The 23,778-nt window shown below is 65.2% G+C and carries 24 protein-coding genes and 1 tRNA gene; 12 read left to right on the top strand and 13 right to left on the bottom strand.

Translation table 11 applies throughout. From position 1 onward, the window contains the following. Positions 1 to 2 precede the first annotated feature (2 nt). A complete protein-coding gene (locus HU735_RS06415) occupies positions 3 to 458 on the top strand; it encodes a MarR family transcriptional regulator (RefSeq protein WP_028691735.1) in 456 nt (151 codons plus the stop codon). A 130-nt stretch (positions 459 to 588) separates the two neighbouring features. After that, complete coding sequence (locus HU735_RS06410; protein ID WP_023632623.1) at positions 589 to 1,017, top strand: organic hydroperoxide resistance protein; 429 nt, start codon at positions 589 to 591, stop codon at positions 1,015 to 1,017. Positions 1,018 to 1,177: 160 nt separating this feature from the next. On the opposite strand, the gene efp is transcribed toward HU735_RS06410, so the two are convergent. Further along, positions 1,178 to 1,747 carry an elongation factor P gene (gene efp / locus HU735_RS06405; RefSeq protein ID WP_028691737.1) on the bottom strand — a complete coding sequence of 190 codons (570 nt, stop codon included), beginning with the start codon at positions 1,745 to 1,747 and terminating at the stop codon, positions 1,178 to 1,180. 48 nt (positions 1,748 to 1,795) lie between these two features. After that, the gene (earP, locus tag HU735_RS06400; RefSeq protein ID WP_186712849.1) at positions 1,796 to 2,929 is read right to left on the bottom strand and encodes an elongation factor P maturation arginine rhamnosyltransferase EarP; all 1,134 of its coding nucleotides are present in this window, start codon (positions 2,927 to 2,929) and stop codon (positions 1,796 to 1,798) included. A 134-nt stretch (positions 2,930 to 3,063) separates the two neighbouring features. Here earP and HU735_RS06395 point away from each other — a divergent pair, with 134 nt between their 5' ends. Further along, on the top strand, positions 3,064 to 3,462 hold the full coding sequence (locus tag HU735_RS06395) for a hypothetical protein (protein ID WP_186712848.1): 399 nt from the start codon (positions 3,064 to 3,066) through the stop codon (positions 3,460 to 3,462). A 2-nt stretch (positions 3,463 to 3,464) separates the two neighbouring features. Further along, positions 3,465 to 3,947, top strand: coding sequence for a GreA/GreB family elongation factor (locus HU735_RS06390; RefSeq protein WP_186712847.1), 483 nt, complete (start codon positions 3,465 to 3,467; stop codon positions 3,945 to 3,947). Positions 3,948 to 3,963: 16 nt separating this feature from the next. Here HU735_RS06390 and HU735_RS06385 read toward each other — a convergent pair whose 3' ends face one another. Then, complete coding sequence (locus HU735_RS06385; RefSeq protein ID WP_186712846.1) at positions 3,964 to 4,905, bottom strand: LysR family transcriptional regulator; 942 nt, start codon at positions 4,903 to 4,905, stop codon at positions 3,964 to 3,966. 116 nt (positions 4,906 to 5,021) lie between these two features. Here HU735_RS06385 and HU735_RS06380 point away from each other — a divergent pair, with 116 nt between their 5' ends. After that, positions 5,022 to 5,771, top strand: a complete 750-nt coding sequence (locus HU735_RS06380) for a 3-oxoacyl-ACP reductase family protein (protein WP_110736651.1) — start codon at positions 5,022 to 5,024, stop codon at positions 5,769 to 5,771. A 60-nt stretch (positions 5,772 to 5,831) separates the two neighbouring features. Here HU735_RS06380 and HU735_RS06375 read toward each other — a convergent pair whose 3' ends face one another. Beyond that, complete coding sequence (locus HU735_RS06375) at positions 5,832 to 6,710, bottom strand: LysR family transcriptional regulator (RefSeq protein WP_186712845.1); 879 nt, start codon at positions 6,708 to 6,710, stop codon at positions 5,832 to 5,834. 108 nt (positions 6,711 to 6,818) lie between these two features. On the opposite strand from HU735_RS06375, the gene HU735_RS06370 reads away from it, so the two are divergent. Continuing rightward, positions 6,819 to 8,018 (top strand): MFS transporter, encoded by a 1,200-nt coding sequence (locus tag HU735_RS06370; RefSeq protein ID WP_186712844.1) that lies wholly within the window; start codon positions 6,819 to 6,821, stop codon positions 8,016 to 8,018. Positions 8,019 to 8,149: 131 nt separating this feature from the next. Here the strand turns inward: HU735_RS06370 and HU735_RS06365 are convergent, their stop codons facing one another. The 5 genes from HU735_RS06365 to HU735_RS06345 form a co-directional block, all read right to left on the bottom strand. After that, complete coding sequence (locus tag HU735_RS06365; protein WP_232966193.1) at positions 8,150 to 9,433, bottom strand: TolC family outer membrane protein; 1,284 nt, start codon at positions 9,431 to 9,433, stop codon at positions 8,150 to 8,152. Between the two features lie 78 nt (positions 9,434 to 9,511). Next, entirely contained in the window at positions 9,512 to 10,804 is a 1,293-nt protein-coding gene (locus tag HU735_RS06360) for an HlyD family type I secretion periplasmic adaptor subunit (RefSeq protein WP_186712843.1), read from the bottom strand. Continuing rightward, a complete protein-coding gene (locus tag HU735_RS06355; protein ID WP_186712842.1) occupies positions 10,801 to 12,522 on the bottom strand; it encodes a type I secretion system permease/ATPase in 1,722 nt (573 codons plus the stop codon). Before HU735_RS06355 ends, HU735_RS06360 begins: the two co-directional genes overlap by 4 nt. Positions 12,523 to 12,566: 44 nt before the next feature. Continuing rightward, the gene (locus HU735_RS06350; protein ID WP_186712841.1) at positions 12,567 to 12,944 is read right to left on the bottom strand and encodes an AprI/Inh family metalloprotease inhibitor; all 378 of its coding nucleotides are present in this window, start codon (positions 12,942 to 12,944) and stop codon (positions 12,567 to 12,569) included. A 53-nt stretch (positions 12,945 to 12,997) separates the two neighbouring features. Further along, entirely contained in the window at positions 12,998 to 14,455 is a 1,458-nt protein-coding gene (locus HU735_RS06345) for a serralysin family metalloprotease (protein ID WP_186712840.1), read from the bottom strand. Positions 14,456 to 14,896: 441 nt separating this feature from the next. Between HU735_RS06345 and HU735_RS06340 the strand changes: the two genes are divergently transcribed. Together HU735_RS06340 and HU735_RS06335 are read left to right on the top strand one after the other, a co-directional pair. Further along, positions 14,897 to 15,274: a hypothetical protein gene (locus HU735_RS06340; protein ID WP_186712839.1), complete on the top strand. Its 378-nt coding sequence runs from the start codon at positions 14,897 to 14,899 to the stop codon at positions 15,272 to 15,274. A 299-nt stretch (positions 15,275 to 15,573) separates the two neighbouring features. Then, positions 15,574 to 17,715: a TonB-dependent siderophore receptor gene (locus HU735_RS06335; RefSeq protein ID WP_186712838.1), complete on the top strand. Its 2,142-nt coding sequence runs from the start codon at positions 15,574 to 15,576 to the stop codon at positions 17,713 to 17,715. A 132-nt stretch (positions 17,716 to 17,847) separates the two neighbouring features. Here HU735_RS06335 and HU735_RS06330 read toward each other — a convergent pair. After that, a tRNA-Ser gene (locus tag HU735_RS06330) sits at positions 17,848 to 17,937 on the bottom strand. Positions 17,938 to 18,227: 290 nt separating this feature from the next. Between HU735_RS06330 and HU735_RS06325 the strand changes: the two genes are divergently transcribed. From HU735_RS06325 to HU735_RS06315, 3 genes are all read left to right on the top strand, one after another. Next, positions 18,228 to 18,917 carry a crotonase/enoyl-CoA hydratase family protein gene (locus HU735_RS06325; protein WP_186712837.1) on the top strand — a complete coding sequence of 230 codons (690 nt, stop codon included), beginning with the start codon at positions 18,228 to 18,230 and terminating at the stop codon, positions 18,915 to 18,917. Positions 18,918 to 19,107: 190 nt separating this feature from the next. Further along, positions 19,108 to 19,827 (top strand): 1-acylglycerol-3-phosphate O-acyltransferase, encoded by a 720-nt coding sequence (locus tag HU735_RS06320; RefSeq protein ID WP_186712836.1) that lies wholly within the window; start codon positions 19,108 to 19,110, stop codon positions 19,825 to 19,827. 75 nt (positions 19,828 to 19,902) lie between these two features. Continuing rightward, the gene (locus tag HU735_RS06315) at positions 19,903 to 20,874 is read left to right on the top strand and encodes a magnesium and cobalt transport protein CorA (RefSeq protein WP_186712835.1); all 972 of its coding nucleotides are present in this window, start codon (positions 19,903 to 19,905) and stop codon (positions 20,872 to 20,874) included. A 42-nt stretch (positions 20,875 to 20,916) separates the two neighbouring features. On the opposite strand, the gene HU735_RS06310 is transcribed toward HU735_RS06315, so the two are convergent. Then, positions 20,917 to 21,642: an amidotransferase gene (locus HU735_RS06310; RefSeq protein ID WP_186712834.1), complete on the bottom strand. Its 726-nt coding sequence runs from the start codon at positions 21,640 to 21,642 to the stop codon at positions 20,917 to 20,919. Between the two features lie 528 nt (positions 21,643 to 22,170). Here HU735_RS06310 and HU735_RS06305 point away from each other — a divergent pair. After that, a complete protein-coding gene (locus tag HU735_RS06305) occupies positions 22,171 to 22,974 on the top strand; it encodes a cytochrome c (RefSeq protein ID WP_186712833.1) in 804 nt (267 codons plus the stop codon). A gap of 13 nt (positions 22,975 to 22,987) precedes the next feature. Here the strand turns inward: HU735_RS06305 and HU735_RS06300 are convergent, their stop codons facing one another. Both HU735_RS06300 and HU735_RS06295 read right to left on the bottom strand, forming a co-directional pair. Beyond that, positions 22,988 to 23,320 carry a ribonuclease E inhibitor RraB gene (locus tag HU735_RS06300; protein WP_186712832.1) on the bottom strand — a complete coding sequence of 111 codons (333 nt, stop codon included), beginning with the start codon at positions 23,318 to 23,320 and terminating at the stop codon, positions 22,988 to 22,990. A gap of 185 nt (positions 23,321 to 23,505) precedes the next feature. Further along, positions 23,506 to 23,742, bottom strand: a complete 237-nt coding sequence (locus HU735_RS06295) for a hypothetical protein (protein WP_028691758.1) — start codon at positions 23,740 to 23,742, stop codon at positions 23,506 to 23,508. Positions 23,743 to 23,778: the final 36 nt, after the last annotated feature.

Below are 23,778 nucleotides of genomic sequence, written 5' to 3'. Positions count from 1 at the left end.
GCATGAACGCCGACACCCAAGCCCCCTGCGACGCGCTGCTGCTGGACAACCAGGTCTGCTTCGCCCTGCACTCGACCTCGTTGCTGATGACCAAGGTCTACAAGCCCCTGCTGCAGGCGCTGGGCCTGACCTACCCGCAGTACCTGGCCATGCTGGTGTTGTGGGAACAGGACGGCCTGACCGTGGGCGAGATCAGCCAACGCCTGCTCACCGACCCCGGCTCGCTGACGCCGCTGCTCAAGCGCCTGGAAAGCGAAGGCCTGCTCAAGCGCAGCCGCAGCCGCGAGGACGAACGGGTGGTGCTGGTGCAACTGACCGACCAGGGCCGCGCCCTGCAGGCCGAGGCCCAGCGCGTGCCGCAGTGCATCCTGCAGGCCAGCGGTCACAGCGCCGAGCAACTGCGCAAGCTGCAGGCCGACCTGCTCGCCCTGCGTGCGCAGCTGCAAGAAAACCTCTGACGTCTAAGCTGTGAGATGGCTGTTCGGATGAATGGTCGAATATTTAACTTGCGCACTAAATAATTGCGCGCTAATTTAAATCCATACCCACTCAGCGCCGACGGCGCACAGCACCCAAGCGAGGCTCAAGATGCAAAAGGTCACTCCGCTGTACATCGCAGAAGCCACTTCCACCGGTGGTCGTGATGGCAAATCCCGCTCCAGCGACGGCAAGCTGGAAGTCAAGCTGAGCACCCCCAAGGAACTGGGCGGCGCGGGTGGTGACGGCACCAACCCCGAGCAGATGTTCGCCGCCGGCTACTCGGCCTGCTTCATCGGCGCGCTGAAGTTCGTCGCCGGCCAGGAGAAAAAGGCCCTGCCGGCGGATGCGTCGATCACCGCCAAGGTCGGCATCGGCCAGATCCCGGGCGGTTTCGGCCTGGACATCGACCTGCACATCAACCTGCCGGGCCTGGCCCAGGCCGACGCCGAAGGGCTGGTGGAGAAGGCGCACAAGGTCTGCCCTTACTCCAACGCCACCCGCGGCAATGTGGATGTGCGGTTGCATGTGACTGTCTGAGGACGTCATCGCGGGGCAAGTCGCAGCGGCGCACCGCCGCTCCCACGCTGGTCGCAATCTGGTGTGGGAGCGGGCTTGCCCCGCGATGAAGGCGACACGGTTTCACAGGCACAAAAAAACCCGGCCGAGGCCGGGTTTTTCGTGCTTATCACAAGAAGAATTACTTCTTGGAACGGCCCTTGAAGCTGTTGTCGCGAGTGTCGATGTCGATCCACTCGTCGATCTGGATGAAGTCGGCAACCGAGATCTCGGTACCGTTCTTCAGCTTGGCAGGCTTCATGACCTTGCCCGAGGTGTCGCCACGTGCGGCGTTCTCGGTGTAGACAACCTGGCGGCTGATGGTGGTCGGCAGTTCTACCGATACCAGGCGGCCTTCGAAGAACACGGCTTCGCAGACGTCTTCCATGCCTTCTTCGATGTACGGCAGAACGGCGTCGATGTCTTCGGCGTTCAGTTCGTACATGGTGTAGTCGGTGGTGTCCATGAAGGTGTACGAGTCACCGCTGATGAACGACAGGGTCGCTTCTTTGCGATCCAGGATCACGTCGTCCAGCTTGTCGTCCGCACCGTATACGGTTTCGGTCTTGTAGCCGGTCAGCAGGTTCTTCAGCTTGGTCTTCATGATCGCGCTGTTACGGCCCGACTTGGTGAACTCAGCTTTCTGAACCAGCCACGGGTCGTTGTCGATCCGCAGTACGGTACCGGGTTTCAGCTCTTTACCAGTTTTCATTACGAAGTATCCGAATCTGGATGGATTTATAAAAATCGAGGCCGCGTATCATAGCGAATTTCGGTAAAACTGTACCAGCCTCGTGGCAAGGTCCGGCCGAGCGGCCTGCGCGGCCTGCCACTGGCGGGCGTGTTCGCGCACTTCGTCCCAGTGCGGCTGCAGCGCCTGCCAGGCCTGGCCCATCGGGCGATCCATGTTCCAGGCGCGCCACAGTTCGGTCAGCGCCTGCCCGGCGGCGGCCGACAGGCCTTGGCGATAAAGGGCGAGGAATGCCTCGAGTTTTTCCCAGTGGGCGTTCTCTTCCTGGATGTAGATGTGCCAGAGCATCGGTACGCCAGCCCATTGCGCGCGCACGAAGGAATCCTCGCCGCGCACGGCGTTGAAATCGCAGCTCCACAGCAGCCGGTCGTAGTCGTCCTGGCTGACGAAAGGCAGCACCTGCACGGTCAAGGCCCCGCGCCGATGCAGCGCGCCCACAGGCAGGTCTGCCTCGCCCAGCCAGTTGCCGAGGTCACCCAGGATGCGCCCCTGCGGTACCAGCAAATGGGTGGGATGCGCATCGGCGGCCAGCACATCGAGCCAGTTGCCCAGCTGCGGGTTCTCGTAGGCGAACAGCGAGATCAACCGCGCCCCTTCCCGAGGCTGCACGCCCAGCCCAGCGAGGAAATCCACCCGCTCGCCGGGCGTCTGCCGGAACGCCTGGCAACGCGGCAGCAAGGTGGCTTCACGCAGCAACCCACCGGTGTTCTCGGTGAAACCCGGGAAGAAGAAGAACTTGCGCAGCCCATTGGCCTGGGGCGACGGCAAGCCATGGCAACCCTCCACCCAGTCTTCGGCACTGAGGTAGTCCAGGTTCAGCCACAAGGGCGGCGTAGGCTGTTGGCTCATGGCCTGGACATAGCCGTCCGGCAGTTGGCAGGCAAAGGCCCCCACCACCACCTGGGCTGGCTGCGCACCTTGCCACGTGCCAGGCCAGTGGCGTATCTCGACGCCCTGCTGCCACTGCTGCGGAGCCTGACTGTCTGCCTCGGGACACAGGCGCACAAAGGCCTGCAGGTCGTCCACCCACAGGCGCACCGCCAGGTCGTGCTCGGCCACCAGCTGGCGCGCCAGGCGCCAGGTGACGCCGATGTCGCCATAGTTGTCGACGACCGTGCAGAAGATGTCCCAGGTGGTTTTCATCGCCACGTTCCGTTACCTGCGAAAAAAGACCGCGGATTTTGCGGATATTTGCCCGCCAGCAAAAGCGCGGCGCTGAAAAAACCTGTCGCGCCATGCGAGAATGACACCCCCGACCCGCCTGCCAGGAGGCCGCCATGCCCCGCCCCCGCGAATTGAAGATCACCCTCAGACCCGTGCAACTGGTGCTGTGCGTCGCCCTGGGTCTGTGGCTCGGCGCCGTGGCCATCGCCTTGAGCCTGTGGCTGGCCCTGCGCCTGTGGCCGGCACAGGTGCAGCCACTGGTCGAGGCCGCCGCCCCCGCCGTGGTCCAGCCTGCGCCTGCCGCCGCGCCGGCACAACCGGCCGACGCCCAGGCGCAGATGTTCGAGCACTACAAGGAGATCCTGCACAAGCAGGAACTGCAACAGGCCGCCGAGGCCGCCCAGGGCAACCCGCGCAACCTCAACAGCCCCAAGTGCCAGTTCTGGCTGCAGCAGAACCGCACCGCGCCGACCGACAAGAGCCAGGCCAACGTGCTGGAGTTCTGCTACTGACCATGGACAAGGCCAGCCTGCTGCAACGCATCATCGCCACCCTCGAGCACGACATGGAGGTGCTGCGCCGCGCCGCCCAGACCGCCTACGAGGCCGCCACCGCCGAAGAGAACATCGCCGAGAACAAGTACGACACCCTGGGGCTGGAGGCGTCGTACCTGGCCACCGGGCAGGCGCGGCGCACGGCCGAGATCCGCCAGGCGTTGCTGACCTACCAGCAGTTGGCGCTGCGCGATTACGACCCGGCGCGGGGGATCCAGATCGGCTGCCTGGTGACCCTGGAAGATGAAGCGGGCCAGCGGCGCCGGCTGTTCCTCGGGCCGGAAGGGGCCGGACTGAAGGTTGGTGAGGGAGATGGGCTGGTGACGGTGATCACGCCGCGCGCGCCGCTGGGGCAGCAACTGCTCGGCAAGCGGGTGGATGACGAAGTGAGCCTGGTGGTGGCTGGGGTGGCGCAGGTGCAGTTCATCATCGATATCGCCTGAGCCCCGCGATAGGCCATCAATGGCTCTGCAACGCATCGAACCGCCCCGCCAGCCCCTGCTCGGCGAACTGCTCCACCACGAAATCGATGAAGGCCCGGGTCTTGCCCGGCAACAGCTTGCGCTCGGCGTAGTACAGGCTGATATGTCCATCGTCCACGTACCAGTCCGGCAACACCCGGCTCAGGCGTCCGGCGGTCAGGTAGGGCAAGGCGAAAGGTAGGCTGACCAGGGCGATGCCCAGGCCTTGCTCGGCCACCGCGCAGGCGGCGTCCGAATCGCTCATGGTCAGGCGCTGGGGCAGTTGCAGCGGCTGTTGCTCCTGCCAGCGACTGGTCAGCGGCCAACTGCGCACCCGGCCGGTCTGCGGCGAGCGAATAAGGATGCCGGCGCACGCCTGCAACTGCTCAGGGCGGCTCAGTGGTCCGTGCTGTTGCAGGTAACCCGGCGAAGCGACCAGCACCCGGTGCGCCGGGGTCAGCTTGCGCGCCACTACCCCTGGCGGCAGTTCGAAGCCACCACCGATGGCGGCGTCGAAGCCCTGGCCGATCAGGTCGACCTGGCGGTTGTCGAAATGCCAGTCCGCCGTCACCGCCGGATAACGGGCCAGGAACTCGCCCAGCAGCGGCAGCACATACAGGCGCCCGAACACCGTACCCATGCTGACCCGCAGCACGCCCGACGGATGCCCTTCGCAATTGGCGAGGTTAGACACGGCGTATTGGATGGTGCGAAAACTTTCGCTCACCTCGGCCAGAAATCGCTGCCCGGCCTCGGTCAAGGTCAGCTTGCGCGTGCTGCGCAGGAACAGGCGCACGCCGAGCCGCGCTTCCAGCTGGGCGACGTTCTTGCCGACTGCCGCCGGAGTGAGCGACAGGCGCCTGGCCGCCTCGGCAAAGCTGCCGACTTCGGCGCTGCGGATGAAGCATTCCAGGCTGCTGAAGGATTCCACCACGGCCATTATCAACTCCTGGTTTATTCTGAGTAACTCGATTGCCATCTTATCAACAGGTAATCGAGCGCGGATACTGCGTCCATCCCAAGGCATCCGGCCTTGCTTCACTGCAGGAGATCAGCATGTCCCAAGCACTTCCTCTCACCGGCAAGGTGGCCCTGGTCCAGGGCGGTTCACGCGGTATCGGCGCCGCCATCGTCCGCCGCCTGGCTCGCGACGGCGCCAAGGTCGCCTTCACCTATGTCAGTTCCAGCGCCAGCGCCGAGGCCCTGGCCGGTGAAATCAACAACGCCGGCGGCCAGGCCCTGGCCCTGCGCGCCGACAGCGCTGATATCCAGGCCGTGCAACAGGCCGTGGCCGACACCGCCAAGGCCTTCGGCGGCCTCGATATCCTGGTCAACAATGCCGGCGTGCTGGCGGTGGCGCCGGTGGCCGAGTTCGACCTGGCCGACTTCGACCGCCTGCTGGCGATCAACGTGCGCAGCGTGTTCGTGGCCACCCAGGCGGCGGTCAAGCACATGGGCAAGGGTGGACGGATCATCAACATCGGCAGCACCAATGCCGAGCGCATGCCGTTCGCCGGCGGCGCGCCCTATGCCATGAGCAAGTCGGCGCTGGTCGGCCTGACCAAGGGCCTGGCGCGGGACCTGGGGCCGCAGGGGATCACCGTCAACAATGTGCAGCCGGGGCCGGTGGACACCGACATGAACCCGGCCAGCGGCGAGTTCGCCGAGAGCCTGATTCCGTTGATGGCCATCGGGCGCTACGGGCAGGCGGATGAAATCGCCAGCTTTGTTGCCTACCTGGCGGGGCCTGAAGCGGGGTACATCACTGGTGCGAGCCTGCTGGCCGATGGTGGGTTTGCGGCCTGAGGTGCCATTCCCCTGTAGGAGCGCCCTTTCGCGACACAAGGCCGCTCCTACAGGGGAGCATCAGGTGGAAGGGAGGCTCTGCTCCATGACGTCGAGAAAAGCCCGCGCCGCGGGCGTGGGGCTCGGCGACCAGACCGCATACAGATGCCGCACCGGCGCATCCACCAGTGGCACCGTGGCCACTCCCTGAAAACCCCGGGCGATACGCTCGGGCACCAACCCCAGCGCCATCCCGCGCTGGACGAACTTTTCCACCAGGCGAATATGGCCGATCTCGAACTGCACCCGATGCCGCAACCCCGCCGCCTGGAACGCCTCGTCGGTCTGCCGGCGCGCCCCAGTGCCCTCGGGAAAGTCCACCAGCACCTCGTCGGCCAGGTCGGCCAGGGCCAGCCGTGCCCTGCCCGCCAGCCGATGGCCGGGCGGCAGCACCGCCACCAGTTCCTCCCGCGCCAGCAGGCGATGCTGCACGCCGTTCAGCGCCTCGCCCTGCCACAGGCCGATGAAGCCCACGTCCAGGCGCCGCTCACAGACATCCGCCATCAGCAACTCGCTCTTGGCGGTCAACCAGCGCACGTCCACATCCGGATAACGCTCATGAAACACCGCCAACAGATCGACCAGGTCGAGCGCGGTGAGCGAGCTGATCTCGCCGATCGACAGGCGTCCACGCACCTGCCCGCAGGCGGCGGCGACATCCTCGGCCACCCGCCGCGCTGCCGCCACCGCCGGCCGGGCGCTGAGCACGAAGGCCTCGCCCGCCGGGGTCAGGCGCACTCGCCGCGAACTGCGCTCGAACAGGCTCACCCCCAGCTGTGCCTCCAGCCGCGCCACCTGGTGGCTGAGGGCCGACTGCACCACGTGACAGCGCTCGGCGGCGCGGGTGAAGCTGCCGGTGTCGGCCACGGCCAGGGCATATTCGAGCTGCTTGAGGTTCATCGATCTATCTGCTTTCAAGATGGATAAGTTGAAAACTATACATTGGCGTCATGCCAGACACTTCCTGATACTTATCGCCACACAACCTTGCCTGCAACGAGACTGCCCATGAACGCTCCGACTCTCGGCCGCGCCCTGATCCTGCTGATGGCCACCGCCACCGGCCTGGCCGTGGCCAGCAACTACTACGCCCAACCGCTGCTGCACAGCATCGCCCAACAGTTCGGCCTGAGCACCGCCAGTGCCGGCACCATTGTCATCGCCGCCCAGCTCAGCTACGGCGCCGGGCTGCTGTTGCTGGCGCCGCTGGGCGACCTGTTCGAGCAGCGCCGGCTGATCGTCACCATGGTGCTGATCGCCACCGCCGGGCTGGTGATCAGCGCCTGCGCGCCGAGCCTGCCGTGGCTGTTGTTCGGCACCGCGCTGACCGGGCTGTTCTCGGTGGTGGCCCAGGTGCTGGTGCCCATGGCCGCCGCCCTCAGTGCCCCGGAGCAGCGCGGCCGCGCCGTGGGCACGCTGATGAGCGGGCTGTTGCTGGGCATCCTGCTGGCGCGCACCGCCGCCGGCTTCATGGCCGAACTGGGCGGCTGGCGCAGCATCTACGTGCTGGCGGCGGTGCTGATGGCGATCAGCGCCCTCGCGCTTTACCGCAGCCTGCCACAACACCACAGCCACGCGGGGCTCAAGTACCCGGCGCTGATCGGCTCGGTGTTCCGCCTGTTCGTCGAGGAACCGGTGCTGCGCCTGCGTTCGCTGCTGGGGTTGCTGGCCTTCAGCCTGTTCGCGCTGTTCTGGACGCCACTGGCGTTCCTGCTGAGCAATGCGCCCTACCACTATTCCGACGCGGTGATCGGCCTGTTCGGCCTGGCCGGGGCAGTCGGCGCGCTGGCGGCCAACTGGGCCGGGCGCCTGGCCGATCGCGGCAAGGGGCCACTGGGGACCACGGTGGGGCTGGTGGCGCTGCTGCTGTCGTGGGTGCCGCTGGGCTTTGCGCAGCAGTCGCTGGCGGCGTTGCTGGTGGGAGTGCTGCTGCTCGACCTGGCGGTGCAACTGGTGCACGTGAGCAACCAGAACGCGGTGATCGTGCTGCGGCCGGAAGCGCGCACGCGGCTCAATGCCGGGTATATCACCTGCTACTTCATCGGCGGGGCGCTGGGGTCGTTGCTGGGGACGCAGCTGTTCGAGGTGCATGGTTGGGACGGGATCGTGGTAGCGGGGCTGGTGATCGGGGCGCTGGCGCTGGTGGTGTGGGGGTTGGCGGAGCGCCGGCGGGGTAAACTCCTGAGCGCCGGGATATCCCCCCTATAGGAGCGGCCTTGTGTCGCGAAAGGGCTGCGAAGCAGCCCCAGGATCTCAGCGTCGACGCATAGATTGCCGGGGCCGCTTTGCGGCCCTTTCGCGACACAAGGCCGCTCCTACAGGGTCTTGCGCATGCCTGATTAGCCTGACTTGCCCTCGATGAATGCTTCATCCACCCGCGCCAGCTGCGTCTCGCTCAGCACCCCGGCCTGGTAGTGCAGCTTGATCCACGCCAGCAGGTAGTCGTAACGCGCCTGGGCCAGGTCGCGGCGGGTGGTGGCCAGCTGCTGCTCGGCGTTGAGCACGTCCAGGTTGACCCGCTCGCCGCCCTGCACGCTCTTGCGGGTGGACACCACCAGCGCCTCGGCCGCTACCAGCGCCCGCTCGTAGGCGCGCAGGCGGCTGGCGCCGGACTCGCAGGCGTTGTACTGCCTGCGCAGCTCGATCAGCGCGCTGCGGGTGTTGCCGTCGAGCTCGTACTCAGCCTGCTCCAGGTGCCGGCTGGCCTGGCGGGTCGAGGCCAGCACGCCGCCCCCGGCGAAGATCGGCACGCTGACTTCGATGCCCACGGTGTTGGTGTCGTAGCGCTGGTTGTAGGTGTTGCCGCTGTCCGACTCCTGGCGCCGCGAGGTGGCGAACGCGGTGACCTTGGGCAGGTGCCCGGCACGGTTGCGCTCGACTTCGTACCGCGCCACTTCCAGCGCCTGGCGTGACGAGGCCAATTGCGGGTTGTTGGCCAGGGCCCGCTCCTGCCAGGCCTCGTAGCCGCTAGGGTCGACCACCGGCAAGGCGAAGCCCAGGCGCAGCGGCGCCAGGTCTTCTACCCGCACCGCCGGCTCGCCGATCAGCGCCCCCAGCTCGCGCAGCGCGGCATCCTGCTCGTTGCGCGCCTTGATCTCCTCGGCATCGGCCAGCTCGTAGCGGGCCTGGGCCTCAAGGATGTCGGTGCGGGTGCCTTCGCCGGCGTCGAACAGGCGCTGGTTCTGCTGGAATTGCTGACGGTAGGCCTGCTTGCTGGCCACGCTGATGGCGATCTGGTCCTGGGCGAACAGGGCCTGGGTGTAGCTGGTCATCACCCGCACCAGCAACTGCTGGCTCTGGTCGCGAAAGCTTTCGTCGGCGAACAGCGCCTGGGCCACACCCTTGCGGTAGCTCGAATAGGCTTCGTAGTCGAACAGCGGCTGCTGGAGGATGAAGGTCGAACCCATGCTGTTGTAGTTGCGGTCCTCCTTCTGCCGGCGTGAGTCGCCGAGGTAGCGCACCTCGGAATCGTTGCGCCCCTTGTTGTAGCTGTACGAGATGTTCGGCAGCAGGCCGGCACGGCCGATGGCCCGGTACTCCTGGCCGGCCTCGCGGGCCTTGAATGCCGCCAGGTAGGTCGGGTCGCGGCGCAGGGCCTGCTCGTACACCTGGAACGGCCCCATGGCCGCCTGGGCGGCGGTCGGCAGCCAGGCGCAGGCCAGCAGCAGCCCGATCAGTGGGAACTTCTTCACTGGCGGTCCTTATTGTTCGGTCAAGGCGGTGCCTGCACGGTCGAGCAGGGGTTTGAACAGGTAGTTGAGCAGCGAGCGCTCGCCGGTGCGCACGAACAGCTCGGCGGGCATGCCCGGGCGGATCGCCAACCCTTCGAGACGCGCCAGCGCTTCTTCGCTGACGGTGCTGCGCAGCACGTAGTACGGTTGGCCGCTGCGCTCGTCGATCAACTGGTCGGCCGACACCAGCGCCACCTCCCCGGTCACCCGTGGCGTGCGGTTCTGGTTGAAGGCGGTGAACAGGATGTCCACCGGCAGCTGCGGCGCCACCTTGTCCACCAGGTTCACCGGCAGGCGCCCTTCCACCTCCAGCGCGGTGCCCTGGGGCACGATTTCCAGCAGGGTGTCGCCGGCCCGCACCACAGCGCCCTCGGTGTGCACGCCGAGGTTGACCGCCACGCCGTCGGCCGGCGCCAGGATCTCGCTGTGCTGCAACTCGAAGTGCGCGGAGTTGAGCTGCTGCTCCAGGGTCGCGGCCTTGACCTGGGCGTCGGCCAGTTGCGTGCGCACTTCCTTCTGGTACTCCTCACGGCGCTGTTGCAGGTTGAGCCGGGACTCGACGATCACCTGCTCCAGGCGCGCGCTCTCGCCGGCGTTCTGCGCCAGGTCGCGCTGCACCTGCGACAGTTGCCGCTGGTACTCGAGCACACGGTTGCGCGGGATGTAGCCGTCGCCGGCCAGCGGGCGCAGGCTGTCGAGCTGCTCGCGCAGCGAATCGGCCTGGGCCTGCAGGTCGCTGCGCGCGCGGCGCATGCCGGTCAGCTGGGCCTGGGAGCCGTCGATGCTGGCAGCCAGGGCGCCCTGCTCGCGAGCCTGGGCCTGGCGGCGGCTGTCGAACAGCTGGCGCTGGCCTTCGACAATCAGCGCAAGGCGGGCATCGGAATCCTCCAGCAACTCTGCCGGAAACTGCACCTGCCCCAGGTTGTCGCGCTCGCTCTGCCAACGCGCCAGGGCGGCGCGGGTCATGCGGTACTGGGCCTGCAGCGCATCGACATCGGCCTGCACCTGGGTGCGGTCGAGGCGGAACAGCGGTTCGCCCTGGCGCACCAGCTGGCCTTCGCTGACCAGAATGCGGCTGACCACGCCGGCGGCCATCGACTGCACCGCCTTGCGCTTGCCCGATACCACCACGGTGCCCTGCACCGGCACGCCCTGGTCAAGCGGGGCGAGGCTGGCCCAGGCCATGAAACCACCGAAACCGACCAGGGTCAGCAACCACCCCAGGCGAACATGGAAACGTGCATCACGGGTGTGCTGGCTCATGCGCCACCTCCGGCTTGCAGCGGGCGTTGCGCCGGGGCCTGGCCCATGGCGTGGAGGATGTCACGGGCCGGGCCGAAGCCCTGCATGCGCCCTTCGTTCATTACCAGCAGCTTGTCGGCCTGGGCCAGCGCCGCGCTGCGGTGGGTCACCAGGACCACGGTGCGACCCTGGGCCTTGAGCTGGACGATGGCGCTGGCCAGTGCGGCCTCACCGTGGCTGTCGAGGTTGGAGTTGGGTTCGTCGAGCACGATCAGCCGGGCATCGCCGTACAGGGCACGGGCCAGGGCGATGCGCTGCTTCTGGCCACCGGAGAGGTCGACGCCCTCCTCGCCCAGGCGCGTGTCATAGCCCTGGGGCAGGCGCAGGATCAGTTCGTGCACGCCGGCCAGGCGGGCCGCCTCGACCACCTTGATGCCGTCCAGCTCGCCGAAGCGGGCGATGTTCTCGGCGATACTGCCGCGCAGCAGTTCGATGTTCTGCGGCAGGTAGCCGATGTGCGGGCCCAGGGCATCGCGGTCCCACTGACTGAGCTCGGCGCCGTCGAGGCGCACATGGCCGCTCATTGTCGGCCACACGCCGACCAGCACCTTGGCCAGGGTCGACTTGCCCGAGCCGGAAGCGCCCAGCACGCCGAGCAGCTCACCCGGCGCCAAGGCGAAGTTCACCTGCTGCAGGGTGGCCAGGTTGCGCCCGGGCGGGCCGGCGCTGACCTGCTCCACCGCCAGTTGCCCGGTGGGCACCGGCAGGGGCATCGGCGTCGGCGGCTCGGGGTGCTCGCGCAGCAGGACGTCCAGGCGCTGGTAGGCCAGCTGCGCGCCGCTCCACTGCTTCCACACCGCGATCAGCTGGTCGATCGGGGCGAGCACCCGGCCCATCAGGATGGAGCCGGCGATCATCATGCCCGGGGTCATCTGGCCCTCGATCACCAGCAGTGCGCCCAGCCCCAGCACCAGCGATTGCAGGCACAGGCGCAGGCCCTTGCTGGTGGCGGTGATTACCGCCGAGGTGTCGCTGGCCTTGTTCTGCAGGTCGAGGAAGCGTCCGTGCAGGGTGTACCAGCGCTGGCGCAGGGCGCCGAGCATGCCCATGGCCTGGATGCTCTCGGCACTCTGCAACTGGCTACCGGCCAGTTGCGTCGACTGCTGCTGGAAGCCACTGGCCTCGGCCAGGGTGGCGTGGGTGAGGCGTTCGTTGAGGATCGCCAGGGCGATCAGCAGCAGCGCGCCGACCGTGGCCATCACCCCCAGCCAGACGTTGAAGGCGAAGATCACCGCCAGGTAGATGGGGAACCAGGGCGCATCGAAGAAGGCGAACAGCGCGGGGCCGGTGATGAACTGGCGCAGCTGGGTCAGATCACCCAGGGCCTGCCCGGCGGCGCCGTCACGCTGGCGCAAGTTGCGCTCGAAGGCGGCGCGGTAGACCTTCAAGTTGAAACTTTTCTCCAACTGGTTGCCCACGCGGATGACAATGAAACTGCGGACTGCTTCAAGCCCACCTATATAAACGAAGAAGCCGACCACCATCAGGGTAAGCACCCACAAAGTTGTGGTGCTCTGCGAACTCAGTACACGGTCGTACACTTGAAGCATATAAATCGACGGCACCAGCATGAGCAAGTTGATCAATGCCGTGAAACAGCCCACGCTGATCAAGGTCGACTTATGTTCGCCGAGTGCCGCCCACAAAGGCGCCCCGGGCTTTTTGCTCGGTAGTTTCATGTTTCGCCCTGGCTCGCCCGGAACTTTTTAGTTCCAGGTGGGAATTATTTGTCGAGGCGCTCGAGCACCAGTTGCTTGCCGTCCGGGGTGGTCCAGGCGTAGCGCTGGGCGCCTTCGCGGCTGAAATGCACCACGCTGCTGCCGTCACCGCCCACCAGGGCCAGGGTGTCGGGGGTCACCAGCCAGCTCCCGGGGCGCAGGCCTATCAGCCCTTTGGCACACTCCAGATCACCTTCGATTTCGCCTTCCGTGGCGCCAAGACGCAGGTCGCAGGCCTGCGCTTGCTGCTGTTCGGGGTAAAGCTGCCAACGGCCGGCCAGTTGCGCGGCGTTGGGGAGTAACAGGCTGCTCGCCATGACTACCTCGGTCATCGACACCATGGGGATCGCGGCCAGCGCGATCGTTCTCAGGATTGCTTTCATTGCTTCGCCTCACCGGCAAAAGGGGCGACGCGCGAGCGCCGCCCCCTGTTGCATCAGACCACGATGTCGGTGACAGCGGCCTGGCCAACGGTGGTCACCAGGAAGTCAGCCGAGCTGTTTCCGGTGAAGTCGATGGACAGGCTGCCCAGGTTGGTGGCCTGGTCGTAGGTCAGCAGCGCCTCGCCGGCATGACCGGTAAAGGCGTTGACGAACTGCAGCGGCAGCTTGTTCACGGCGAACGCGGAGATGGCCGACAGGTCGATCTTGTCCACGCCCGAAGTGAAGTCCATGATGCGATCTGGCGCCGCCTTGGTGGAGTCGCTGACGGCCGCGAACACGAAGGTGTCCGAACCGGTGCCGCCCCACAGCTGGTCGGCACCGCCACCGCCGTAGATGATGTCGTTGCCGGCACCACCCTTGAGCACGTTGGCCAGCGCATTGCCGATCAGCAGGTCGTTGCCCGAGCCGCCGAAGGCGTTTTCGATGGTCACGCCCTTGGCGATGGAAACGTTGCCGACCATGCCGCCGACGTCGGAGAACGACGCTTCGTTGAGGTTGATCTTCTGGTTCTGGGTGAACCCGGAGAAGTCGAAGGTGTCGTTGCCGCCACCGTCCCACACCGAGAACACCAGCTTCGACGAGGCCGAGGTGGCCGAGTAGAAGTCGCGATCAGCGGTGGAGTTGAAGCCGTAGGTGGTGTCGTTGGCACGGGTGGCGTAGTTGGCGCCGTAGAGCTTCTGGATCGCCAGGATGTCGTCCATCAGCGGGGCCGAGGCGTAGTACTGACCGCCGCCCTTGACGAAGTTCTGCCCGTTGTTGCTCTCGCTCCAGTAGCTCATGATGCTGTAGCCACGGGTGTCCTGGGCGTAGTCGGCGTCCTTGTAGGTCGGGTTGCCCTCGCCGGCGTTGTAGTCGCCGGGGTGGGACAGGCCCAGTACGTGACCGATCTCGTGGGTCAGGGTCTGACGACCGTAGTTGCCGGTGCCCGGGTTGATGTTGACCTGGTAGCCGCTGTTGATCAGGTACCAGGATTCACCCTTGTGCGAGCCCGGGCCGTCGAACGGCAGGTAGGCGAATGCCGCGCCGCCGTTGCTGGCGCTGAAGTTGCCGTAGGTCATGTGGCCATCGCCACCCGATGCCGCCTCGGTGAAGGTGACCTTGGCCACGTCCGCCCAGGACTGCATGGACAGCTTGGCTTGTTGCTTCTGCAGGTCGCTGAACTGGCTGAAAGTGCCCAGTCCGCGGCTGTAGAAGTCCGCCGGTGCCTTGGTCAGGAAGGTGTAGGTGAGGCTGATCGTGCCGTCCTTGTTCAGGTCTTTCCAGGAAGCGCCGTCACGCAGGATGTGATCGGCGGCCTGGTCGGCCGTGAAGGACTTCTTGCCATTGATGTTCGCGCCGCCGCGGTCGTACTGGTGGGCAAAGCTGTCGATCAGACCGAAGGACGAACTTGGCCCCTTCGGTTGCAGTGCGGAAACGGCGGAAACAATGGCGTTTTCTTTGACTTTCGACATGCAGATTACTTCCTTGTGTACAAAAAAGCAGTTGATGTCCGACAGGGTTCTCCCACCGGGCGAGAACTTCCTGTCACTCGCCTTTATGAGGCGCAAAAAAACTGACACACATTGAAACTTGATGTCCAGCGTTTTTTGGCGTCATTTTTTCGTTTTCGAAAATTAAACTGCGCCGCACTAATTTGCGCAAACTGCGATGGATCAACGGCGCCAGCGATAAGCATTAGTTACAGTCATGACCCATGACAGTTATAGACAACGGTTCGAAGTTTACTTTCGAAAATGCGACTTTCGCTTGTTGAACGCTAGCGGTCGTTCGTCTAGGCGCTTTACTACGCGACATCCCACCGCACGACCCTCCGTCGCCTGCTCGTTGACTTGCCGGCGTGGCGAGCGCTCAGTAGGCGTTGGTCAACGACCCCTTCCTGACAGGACGACGCAATGACAAGACTCACGGTGCAATCCGGCGATTTCTTGCAAGGTGAAGGCGAGTATCGCAATGGAGCGCTCACTCTCAAGACCCCCCGCAGCCCCTCGCCCGGCGAACGCATTTCGCTGGCGCGGATCAAGGACCTGAAGCTGGCCAACCTCGAATCGACCCGCAGCCTCGGTGGCGCCCTGGGCTGGGGCGTGGCCGGCGCCCTGGTGGCCGGCCCGGTCGGCCTGCTGGCAGGCCTGCTGCTGGGCGGCAAGGAAGAGGAAGTCACCTTCCTCGCCACCTTCAAGGATGGCCGCAAGCTGCTGGCCATCACCGACGGCAAGACCTGGTCGAAGATCGACGACAACTGGCGCCGGCACCAGCGGCCGGCCGCGGCCTGAATCCACGGCTGTTTCGTTCGTTCTGACATTACAGGCCTGATTGCCGGCAAGCCGGCTCCCACAGGGGCAGATGCATCTGTAGGAGCCAGCTTGCCCCACGAACCCCGGCGCAGCCGGTGCCATGCAACGCACCAAGGCAATCGCGGGGCAAGCCCGCTCCCACAGGGCATGCATCAGCCATACGAACGTTTCCCCTGAAACATCGAATCCCCCCTTGGCAGCCTGCTACCATGGCGCCCTTTTGCCTGCCCGACAGCTGCCGAGCGATAACGGCGCGTCCACTTTTCAAGGAGCCTTGCATGACCCCGCTTCGCCCCCGCCTGCCCCTTGGCCTGCTCGGCCTGGGCCTGGCCCTGCACAGTGGCCAGGGCCTGGCCGAGGACAGCGTGACCCTCGCCCCGGTACGCATCTCCGAGGTTCAGGACAACACCGGCTACCAGGCACGCGAAGCCCAGGTCGGCGGCCTGCACAGTGCGCCACTGCTCGACACCCCGGCCTCGGTCAGCGTGTTCAGCCGCCAGCTGCTGGACGACCGCCAGGTGCGCAAGCTGAGCGAGGTGCTGCAAAGCGATGCCTCGGTGGGCGAAAGCTACGCGCCGATCGGCTACTACGAGAACTTCAACGTGCGCGGCTTCGAGCTCAATGCCGCCAGCAGCTACCGGATCAACGGCCAGACCATCGCCGGCGAACAGAACGTGGCGCTGGAGAACAAGCAGCAGGTGGAGCTGCTGAAGGGGCTGTCGGGATTGCAGAGCGGCGTGTCGGAGCCCGGCGGGCTGGTCAACTACGTGACCAAGCGCGCCGAGGACGTGCGCTCGGTCACGGTCTCGACCAATGAGCAGGGCGAACGCTACCTGGCCACCGACCTGGGTGGCTGGTTCGGCGCCGAGCGCCAGTTCGGCCTGCGGGTGAACCTGGCCCACGAGGACATCCGTTCCTATGTCGACCACGCTGACGGCAAGCGGGATTTCGCCTCCCTGGCGCTCGACTGGCAGATCAACCCGAATGCGGTCCTGGAGCTCGACGCCGAATACCAGCACCGTGAGCAATACTCGGTACCGGGCTATCAACTGCTCGGCGGCAAGCAGCTGCCCCACAGCGTCGACCCCAAGGACCACCTGGCCTGGCAGTCCTGGGCCAAGCCGGTGCAGAACGACTCGCTGAACCTGGGCGGGCGCTTCAAGTACCAGTTCAACGACAACTGGAACGGCACTTTGAGCGCTTCGCGCAGCAAGGTGGTGATCGATGACTACAGTGCGTTTGCCTGGGGCTCGAGCGAGGGCGCCTTCTTCGGCAGCAACGGCGACTACGACATCTATGATTTCCGCAGCCCCGACGACACCCGCCGCATCGACGAGGCCCAAGCCATGCTCGACGGGCGCTTCGACGCCCTCGGTGTAGGTCACGAACTGACCCTGGGCAGCAGCGCCCAGCGCCGTACGCTCGACCAGCGCCCCAGCTTCAACGAGCTGCTCGATCCGCTAAACCCCGGCAACATCTACACCGGCATCCCCGCGCTGGATCCTTCCGACAAACCGCTCGGCCATAGTGAGCGCCGCCTCGACAGCCGCCAGTACGGCCTGTTCGTCAGCGACCGCATAACATTCAACGAACACTGGCAGACGGTGATCGGTGCCCGGGAAGTACGCCTGGATGAGAAAACCTGGGACCAGAACGGTGTCGCCACGCGACATACCCAGCAGTACCAATTACTGCCCAACGCCGCGTTGATCTATAAACCTCAACCGGACACCACACTCTACGCCAGCTATTCGAAGGGGCTTTCAGCAGGCGGCACGGCACCTTGGTTCGCCAGCAACCAGTTCGAAATCCTCGCCCCCACCCTGTCGCGCCAGCTCGAAGTCGGCATCAAGCGCGACTGGCAGGGCATGAGCTTCAGCGCGGCGCTGTTCCAGATCCGCCAGGCCTACCAATATGCCCGCCCCGACGGCACCCCGGCGCCGACCTACGTGCAGTCGGGCCAGCAAAAAAATACCGGTCTCGAACTCGGCGCCAGCGGCTGGGTGACCTCCAACCTGCAGATCCAGGCCAGCGCTGCGGCGATCCGCGCCCGCGTGCAGAACAGCGACACCGACGCCTACGAAGGCCACCAGGCGATCAACGTCCCGCGCCTGCGCGCGGCGCTGCAGGCCGACTACGCCCTGCCCGTCCCTGGCCTGGCCCTGCTCGGCGGCGCCCGCTACAGCGCCAGCAAGTACGCCAGCCACACTGGTGATGCCGAAGTCGGCGGCTATACCGTGTTCGATATCGGCAGCCGTTATCGCACGACCATCGGCGGCTACGAAACCGTGCTGCGCCTGACCGTGGACAACGTCTTCGACAAGCGCTACTGGCGCGACGTGGGCGATTACCTGGGCGACAACTACCTGTTCCAGGGGGCGCCGCGCACGGCACGCCTGTCAGCTTCCGTCAGTTTCTGACAGCGCCATCGCGGGGCAAGCCCGCTCCCACGCCAAAGGGAGCGGACTTGCCCCGCGATAAGGGCTTGAACAAAAACGCGAGACAAACAAAAAGCCCCCGAACCTTTCGATTCGGGGGCTTTTCGTAGAATGTGGCGGTGAAGAAGGGATTTGAACCCTTGATACGATTTCTCGTATACACACTTTCCAGGCGTGCTCCTTCGACCACTCGGACACTTCACCGTTTTCTCTTCAAGCTATTCAGCCTGTCGAGGCGCGCTAATTTAGTAGAAGCCTTTTCCTTTGGCAAGCATTTTTTTCAGAATTTTCATGCGCTTAAGCCAATCGACCGAAAAACCGGGGCAATCAGGGCAATGCTGCCATTGTGCCCAGCGCTTTTCCCGCCCCTCGTGCCCCCGCCCCGGTGGCACAGGGCACAAGGACGCGGCGCTGACTGACCAGTCAGTCTTGGCGCTTTACCTGGCCGGTGCCGCTGGGTAACGTCATCGCCACGCCCTCCAAAGGACTCTGCCATGAGCGAGCTGATTACCTACCATGCCGAAGACGGCATCGCCACCCTGACCCTGAACAACGGCAAGGTCAACGCCATCTCCCCGGATGTCATCAAAGCCTTCAACGCCGCGCTCGATCGCGCCATCGAGGAGCGCGCGGTGGTGATCATCACCGGCCAGCCGGGCATTCTTTCCGGCGGCTACGACCTCAAGGTGATGACCGCCGGCCCCAAGGAGGCCGTCGGCCTGGTCACCGCCGGTTCCACCCTGGCCCGCCGCCTGCTGTCGCACCCGTTCCCGGTGATCGTCGCCTGCCCCGGCAATGCCGTGGCCAAGGGCGCCTTCCTGCTGCTGTCGGGTGATTACCGGATCGGGGTCGAAGGCCCCTTCAAGATCTGCCTGAACGAAGTGCAGATCGGCATGACCATGCACCACGCCGGTATCGAGCTGGCCCGCGACCGTTTGGGCCGCGCGGCGTTCCAGCGTTCGGTGAACAACGCCGAGGTGTTCGACCCGCAGGGCGCCCGTGAAGCCGGCTTCCTCGATAAGGTGGTGCCCGCCGAGCAGCTGCAGGAAACCGCCCTGGCTGCGGCCCGTGAATTGAAGAAGCTGAACATGCTGGCGCACAAGAACACCAAGCTGAAGGTACGCAAGGCGCTGCTGGAGGCGCTGGACGAAGCGATCCTGGCGGATCAGAACCACCTGGGCTGATCCTGCCCACAAGCGTTTCCCTACGAACTTTGTGGGAGCGGGCTTGCCCCGCGATGGCGTCCGCCCTGACGAGCGCATCGCGGGGCAAGCCCGCTCCCACGAGGTCCAAGCCCCATTCGCCATAGCAACGTTTGCCCCTGACAGTGCACACCCGTACACTGCGCCGCGACTGTCCGGTGTGAGTCGTACCATGCTTTATATGCTTCGCATGCTCCTGTTGGCGCTGCACTTCCTGCTCGTAGGTGTCGTCGGTCTGGTGATCGGCCTGCTACGCCCGTTCAACCCCGACAACAGCCGCCTGTTCGCCCGCCTGTACAGCGTGCCGGCCGCCTGGCTCATGCGCATCAAGGTCAAGGCCGAGGTCGGCCCGCTGTGGGACCAGCCCCCCGGCTGCGTGATCATCGCCAACCACCAGTCCAACTATGACCTGTTCATCCTCGGCCAGGTCGTGCCGCGCCGCACCGTGGCCATCGGCAAGAAGAGCCTGGGCTGGATCCCGCTGTTCGGCCAGCTGTTCTGGCTGGGCGGCAATGTGCTGATCGACCGCAAGAACGCCTACCAGGCACGCAAGGCCATGCAGACCACCACCCGGACCCTGCGCGACGACACCTCGATCTGGATCTTCCCCGAAGGCACGCGCAACCCCGGCGAGCAGTTGCTGGCGTTCAAGAAAGGCGCTTTCCACATGGCCATCGAGGCCGGTGTGCCGATCGTGCCGGTGTGCGTCAGCCGCTATACCCAGCGCCTGGGCCTGAACAGCTGGCGCCAGCGCACCGTGGTGATTCGCTCGCTGGCCCCTATCGCCACCGCGGGCCTGACCCAGCAGGACCTGCCCGCGCTGATCGAGCAATGCCGCAGCCAGATGCAGCATTGCATCGACCATATGGAAAGCGAGCTCACCGCGCCCTGATCGGCGTGCGGACTTGCCCCGTGCCGCTACACAGCCCAAGCTGTGTAGCGTGTTCAATCGGATAAGCGGACAACCATGGGTCGAGTCGTCGCATCGGCGGTGTACAGCGCCGGCAGGAAGGTCACCAATATCAGCCTCGACGAGGGCGCTGAATGGGCGCGCAAGCCCGGGCACTTCGTCTGGATCGGCCTGGAAGAGCCCAACGCCGAGGAACTGGCCAACCTGCAGCGCCAGTTCGGCCTGCACGAGCTGGCCATCGAGGACGCCCTGGAAAAACACAGCCGGCCAAAGCTCGAGACCTTCGGCGACGCGCTGTTCATCGTCACCTACTCGCCGGTACGCCACGAGGGAAAGCTCGAGTTCATCGAGACCCATATCTTCGCCGGCAACGGCTACATCATCACCTGCCGCAACGGTCACTCGAAGTCCTACGCCCTGGTGCGCCAACGCTGCGAGGCGCGCCCGCTGCTGCTCGAGCACGGCGAGGACTTCGTGCTCTATGCCCTGCTGGATTTCGTCACCGAGAACTACCAGCCGGTGAGCGAGGCCATCCATGGCGAGATCGAGGAGCTGGAGCAAAGCGTGCTGAGCAATTCGCTCAAGGAAGAAGACATCCAGCGCCTGCACAGCCTGCGCCGCGACATCCTGCGCCTGCGCCGCTACGTGGCGCCGATGGTGGAAATCAGCGAGGAACTGCAGCGCCTGAGCTTCCCGTTCATCGACAAGAACATGCGCCCGTACTTTCGCGACGTGCAGATCCATGTCACGCGGCAGATGGAAGACCTGTCCGGGATCCGCGACATCGCCAGCCAGACCATCGAGATCGGCATGCTGCTGGAGTCGTCACGGCAAAGCATCACCCAGCGCAAGTTCGCGGCCTGGGCGGCGATCCTGGCGTTTCCCACGGCGGTTGCCGGGATCTACGGGATGAACTTCGAGAACATGCCGGAGCTGGCATGGCGCTACGGTTACTTCGGCGTGCTGGGGGTGATCGCCCTGGGCTGTTCGGGGTTGTACTACAGCTTCAAGCGTTCGGGCTGGCTGTAACGCCAATCGCGGGCGAGCCCGCGATTGAGGTCGATGCGGATCTCAGGTCGCGCGGCTGCCTGACTGCTGGACGAAACGCAGCATCCACTCGCCCACCAGATCCCCCTGGTGCTCGGTGGCCAGGCTGGCCACCGCCTTCTCATAGACTTCATTACCCAGCGACGCCTGTCGCGCGTCGAGCAATGCCCGGGAGTAGTCATGGACGAACTCCGGGTGCCCCTGGAAGCACAGTACCTGGTCACGGATGTGGTAGGCGGCGTTCGGGCAGAAGTCACTGGAGGCGATCACCGTGGCCCCTTCGGGCAGCTCGGTGACCTGGTCCTGGTGGCTGATCAGCAAGGTCAGCTCGGACACCTGCGGGTCCATCCACGGCGCATGGGCCGCCAGGCTGTAGCGGTGAACCCCCACGCCCCAGCCCTTGTCGGCGCGCTCGGCCTTGCCGCCGAGGGTCAGCGCCAGCAGTTGGTGACCGAAACACACGCCCAACAGCTTCTCGCCACGTTCGTAGAGCTTGAGCAGGTAGGCCTTGAGCGTCTGGATCCACGGATCGTCGCCGAACGAGTCGGCCTTGCTGCCCGTCACCAGGTACGCATCGAAGGTTTTGCCGTCCGGGGGATAGTCGCCGTTCATCACGTTGTACACATCGAATTCGGCCGCGATCGGCTGACGCGAGAACAGCTGCTCGAACATCCTTCCGTAGCCCTGGTACTGCGCGATCAACTCCGGTCGCAGGACATCGGTTTCAAGGATGCAGATGCGTAACGACATAGGGGTAGTCCTGAACGACATGTGGGTGGGATTTGCTGTAGAGACTGACGCGAAAGGGCCGTACAAGCAAGTAGGATGTCCGGACGAACGGTAGGCCCTGTAACCCTTGGTAACCCCTGCCGCGCACTCGTCTAGCCTGAGCGTGCCAGCGGGGTGGCCAGTGGCCTTAAATCCATGAGGAATCGACATGATAAATCTTAGAACAAAGGGTTCTGAAACAGGGATGACGCGGGCCCTACTGTTGGTTGTATATCCAGATACACGCGGCAAGCAGAAACGGCGTGCCATCACGCCGCTGCGATCGACCCGACGCTAGACAAGGAAGCCAAGGGTTATTCAGGAATAACAACAAGAAGGCGGTCCGCCATGTTCAGACAATCCAAGGTACGCCAAGCCGGCCTCATACTCTTCGCCACGACGCTGCTGCTGATCCTGCCGAACCTCACCCGGCTGTTCGGCTGAACGCGGCGGTGGCCTTTTCCAAGCACGCGTGGGTACTCTGCCGACCTTGATGGTTGGAGATCGCCCATGCGCCTGTGTCTTGCCCTGCTCTGCCTGCTGCTCGCCCCGACATTGTCGGCGGCGCAGCTGAACCTCGAACTGGGTGGCGATAGCCGGCACTGGAGCAGTGAACAGCTACTTTCCCACCCGCAGGCGCGAAACATCACCATCGAACAGGACGTGGCCTACAAGCGCACCCTGCATTACCGCGCCGTGCCCCTGGCGGTGCTGCTGCAGGGCGTGAACCCGAGCGATCACCTGCAGGCCGTGGCCCTCGATGGCTTCGCCGCCGAGATGCCCGCCGGGCCGCTGTTGCAGGCGGGCCCCGCGCAGGCCTGGCTGGCCATCGAAGACCCCAGCCACCCTTGGCCCGCGCTGAGCAAAGGCAAGCCAGGCGCCGGGCCGTTCTACCTGGTATGGACCCAACCGCAGGCCAGTGGTATTCGCCCGGAACAATGGCCGTATCAGATCGCCAGCATCCGCCGCCTGCCCCCGGTCGAAACGCGCTTCCCCGCCCTGCTGCCCGATTCGGCCTTGGCCGAGGACGACCCGGTGCGCCAGGGTTTTGCCCTGTTCCAGCAGAACTGCCTGGCCTGTCATCGCCTCAATGGCGCAGGCGACGCGCACCTGGGCCCGGACCTGAACCTGCCGTATAACCCCACCGAGTATTTCCAGCCGGCATTCCTGCGCCAGTACATTCGCGACCCGCAGAGCCTGCGGCACTGGCCGCAGGCGAAGATGCCCGGATTTTCCACCCAGGTGCTGGATGAGCCGGCGCTCGATGCCGTGCTGGCGTACCTGAAGCATATGGCGGGGCGTAAAGCGCACTAATGCCCTTGCGGGCCTAGGCGATCGGCCTTTCCTGCTTGACGCCCCAGCCCTCGACTTCGCCGCCGTAGGGCGAGACGACCTGTTCAAAGGCCTGTTCGAAGGCGCCGATACCGCCATGGGTGGCATACATCACCTTGCTCAACTCCAGGTGCCAGGCGCCGTCGTCGCGCTCGCTCACCTGGGCGTTGAGCGATTCGCCACGAAACTGCCCCGCCGCCCGGCGCGCTCCAGCCTCGCTGGGAAACACGGCGTAGAACTCGATGGGATGGATGCGGGTGAAATCAAAACCGCCAGCTTTCATCTGGCGCAGGACACTGCTGCTGATGTCGTCGTTCTGGCTGCTCATGAAACGTCCTCCTGCAAAGCAATGGATAGACTTTCCGTGCACAACGCACCTGCCTGGCACACAAGGAATGCCTGACAATACGAGCGGATTGCAAGACGCGATGAAAACGGCGGCGGCCCGCAGAGAAGGCCGGCGCCTGACTTGAGCGTAGCGCCTGGGTTGGCGCTACGCCAGAGACACCCGGTTCAGGGCGCTTCGCGAATGGTGGTGATGGTCACGCCGCTCTGTTCCTTGAGCCAACGTGCCGTGGGGGAAAAGCTGCGGTCCTGGAAGTCGTTGAGGTCCAGTTCGTCCATGAGCGGAAACAGCCGCGAACGGATCGCGCGGGCGGCATCCTCCTCGCTGGGGCATTGCTCGGCATTGAGCAGCAGCGTCTGCGGCTCGCCCTTCTGGTCGGCAAAGCTGACTTCCCATGCTTTCATCGATCAACCCTCGCTGACGCAACGGTGAATGGAACG

This window comes from Pseudomonas sp. BW16M2, from assembly GCF_014268865.1.
Taxonomy (GTDB): domain Bacteria; phylum Pseudomonadota; class Gammaproteobacteria; order Pseudomonadales; family Pseudomonadaceae; genus Aquipseudomonas; species Aquipseudomonas peradeniyensis.
The sequence above is the reverse complement of the archived record's forward strand: the minus strand, read 5'-3'. Positions and strand labels throughout refer to the sequence as shown.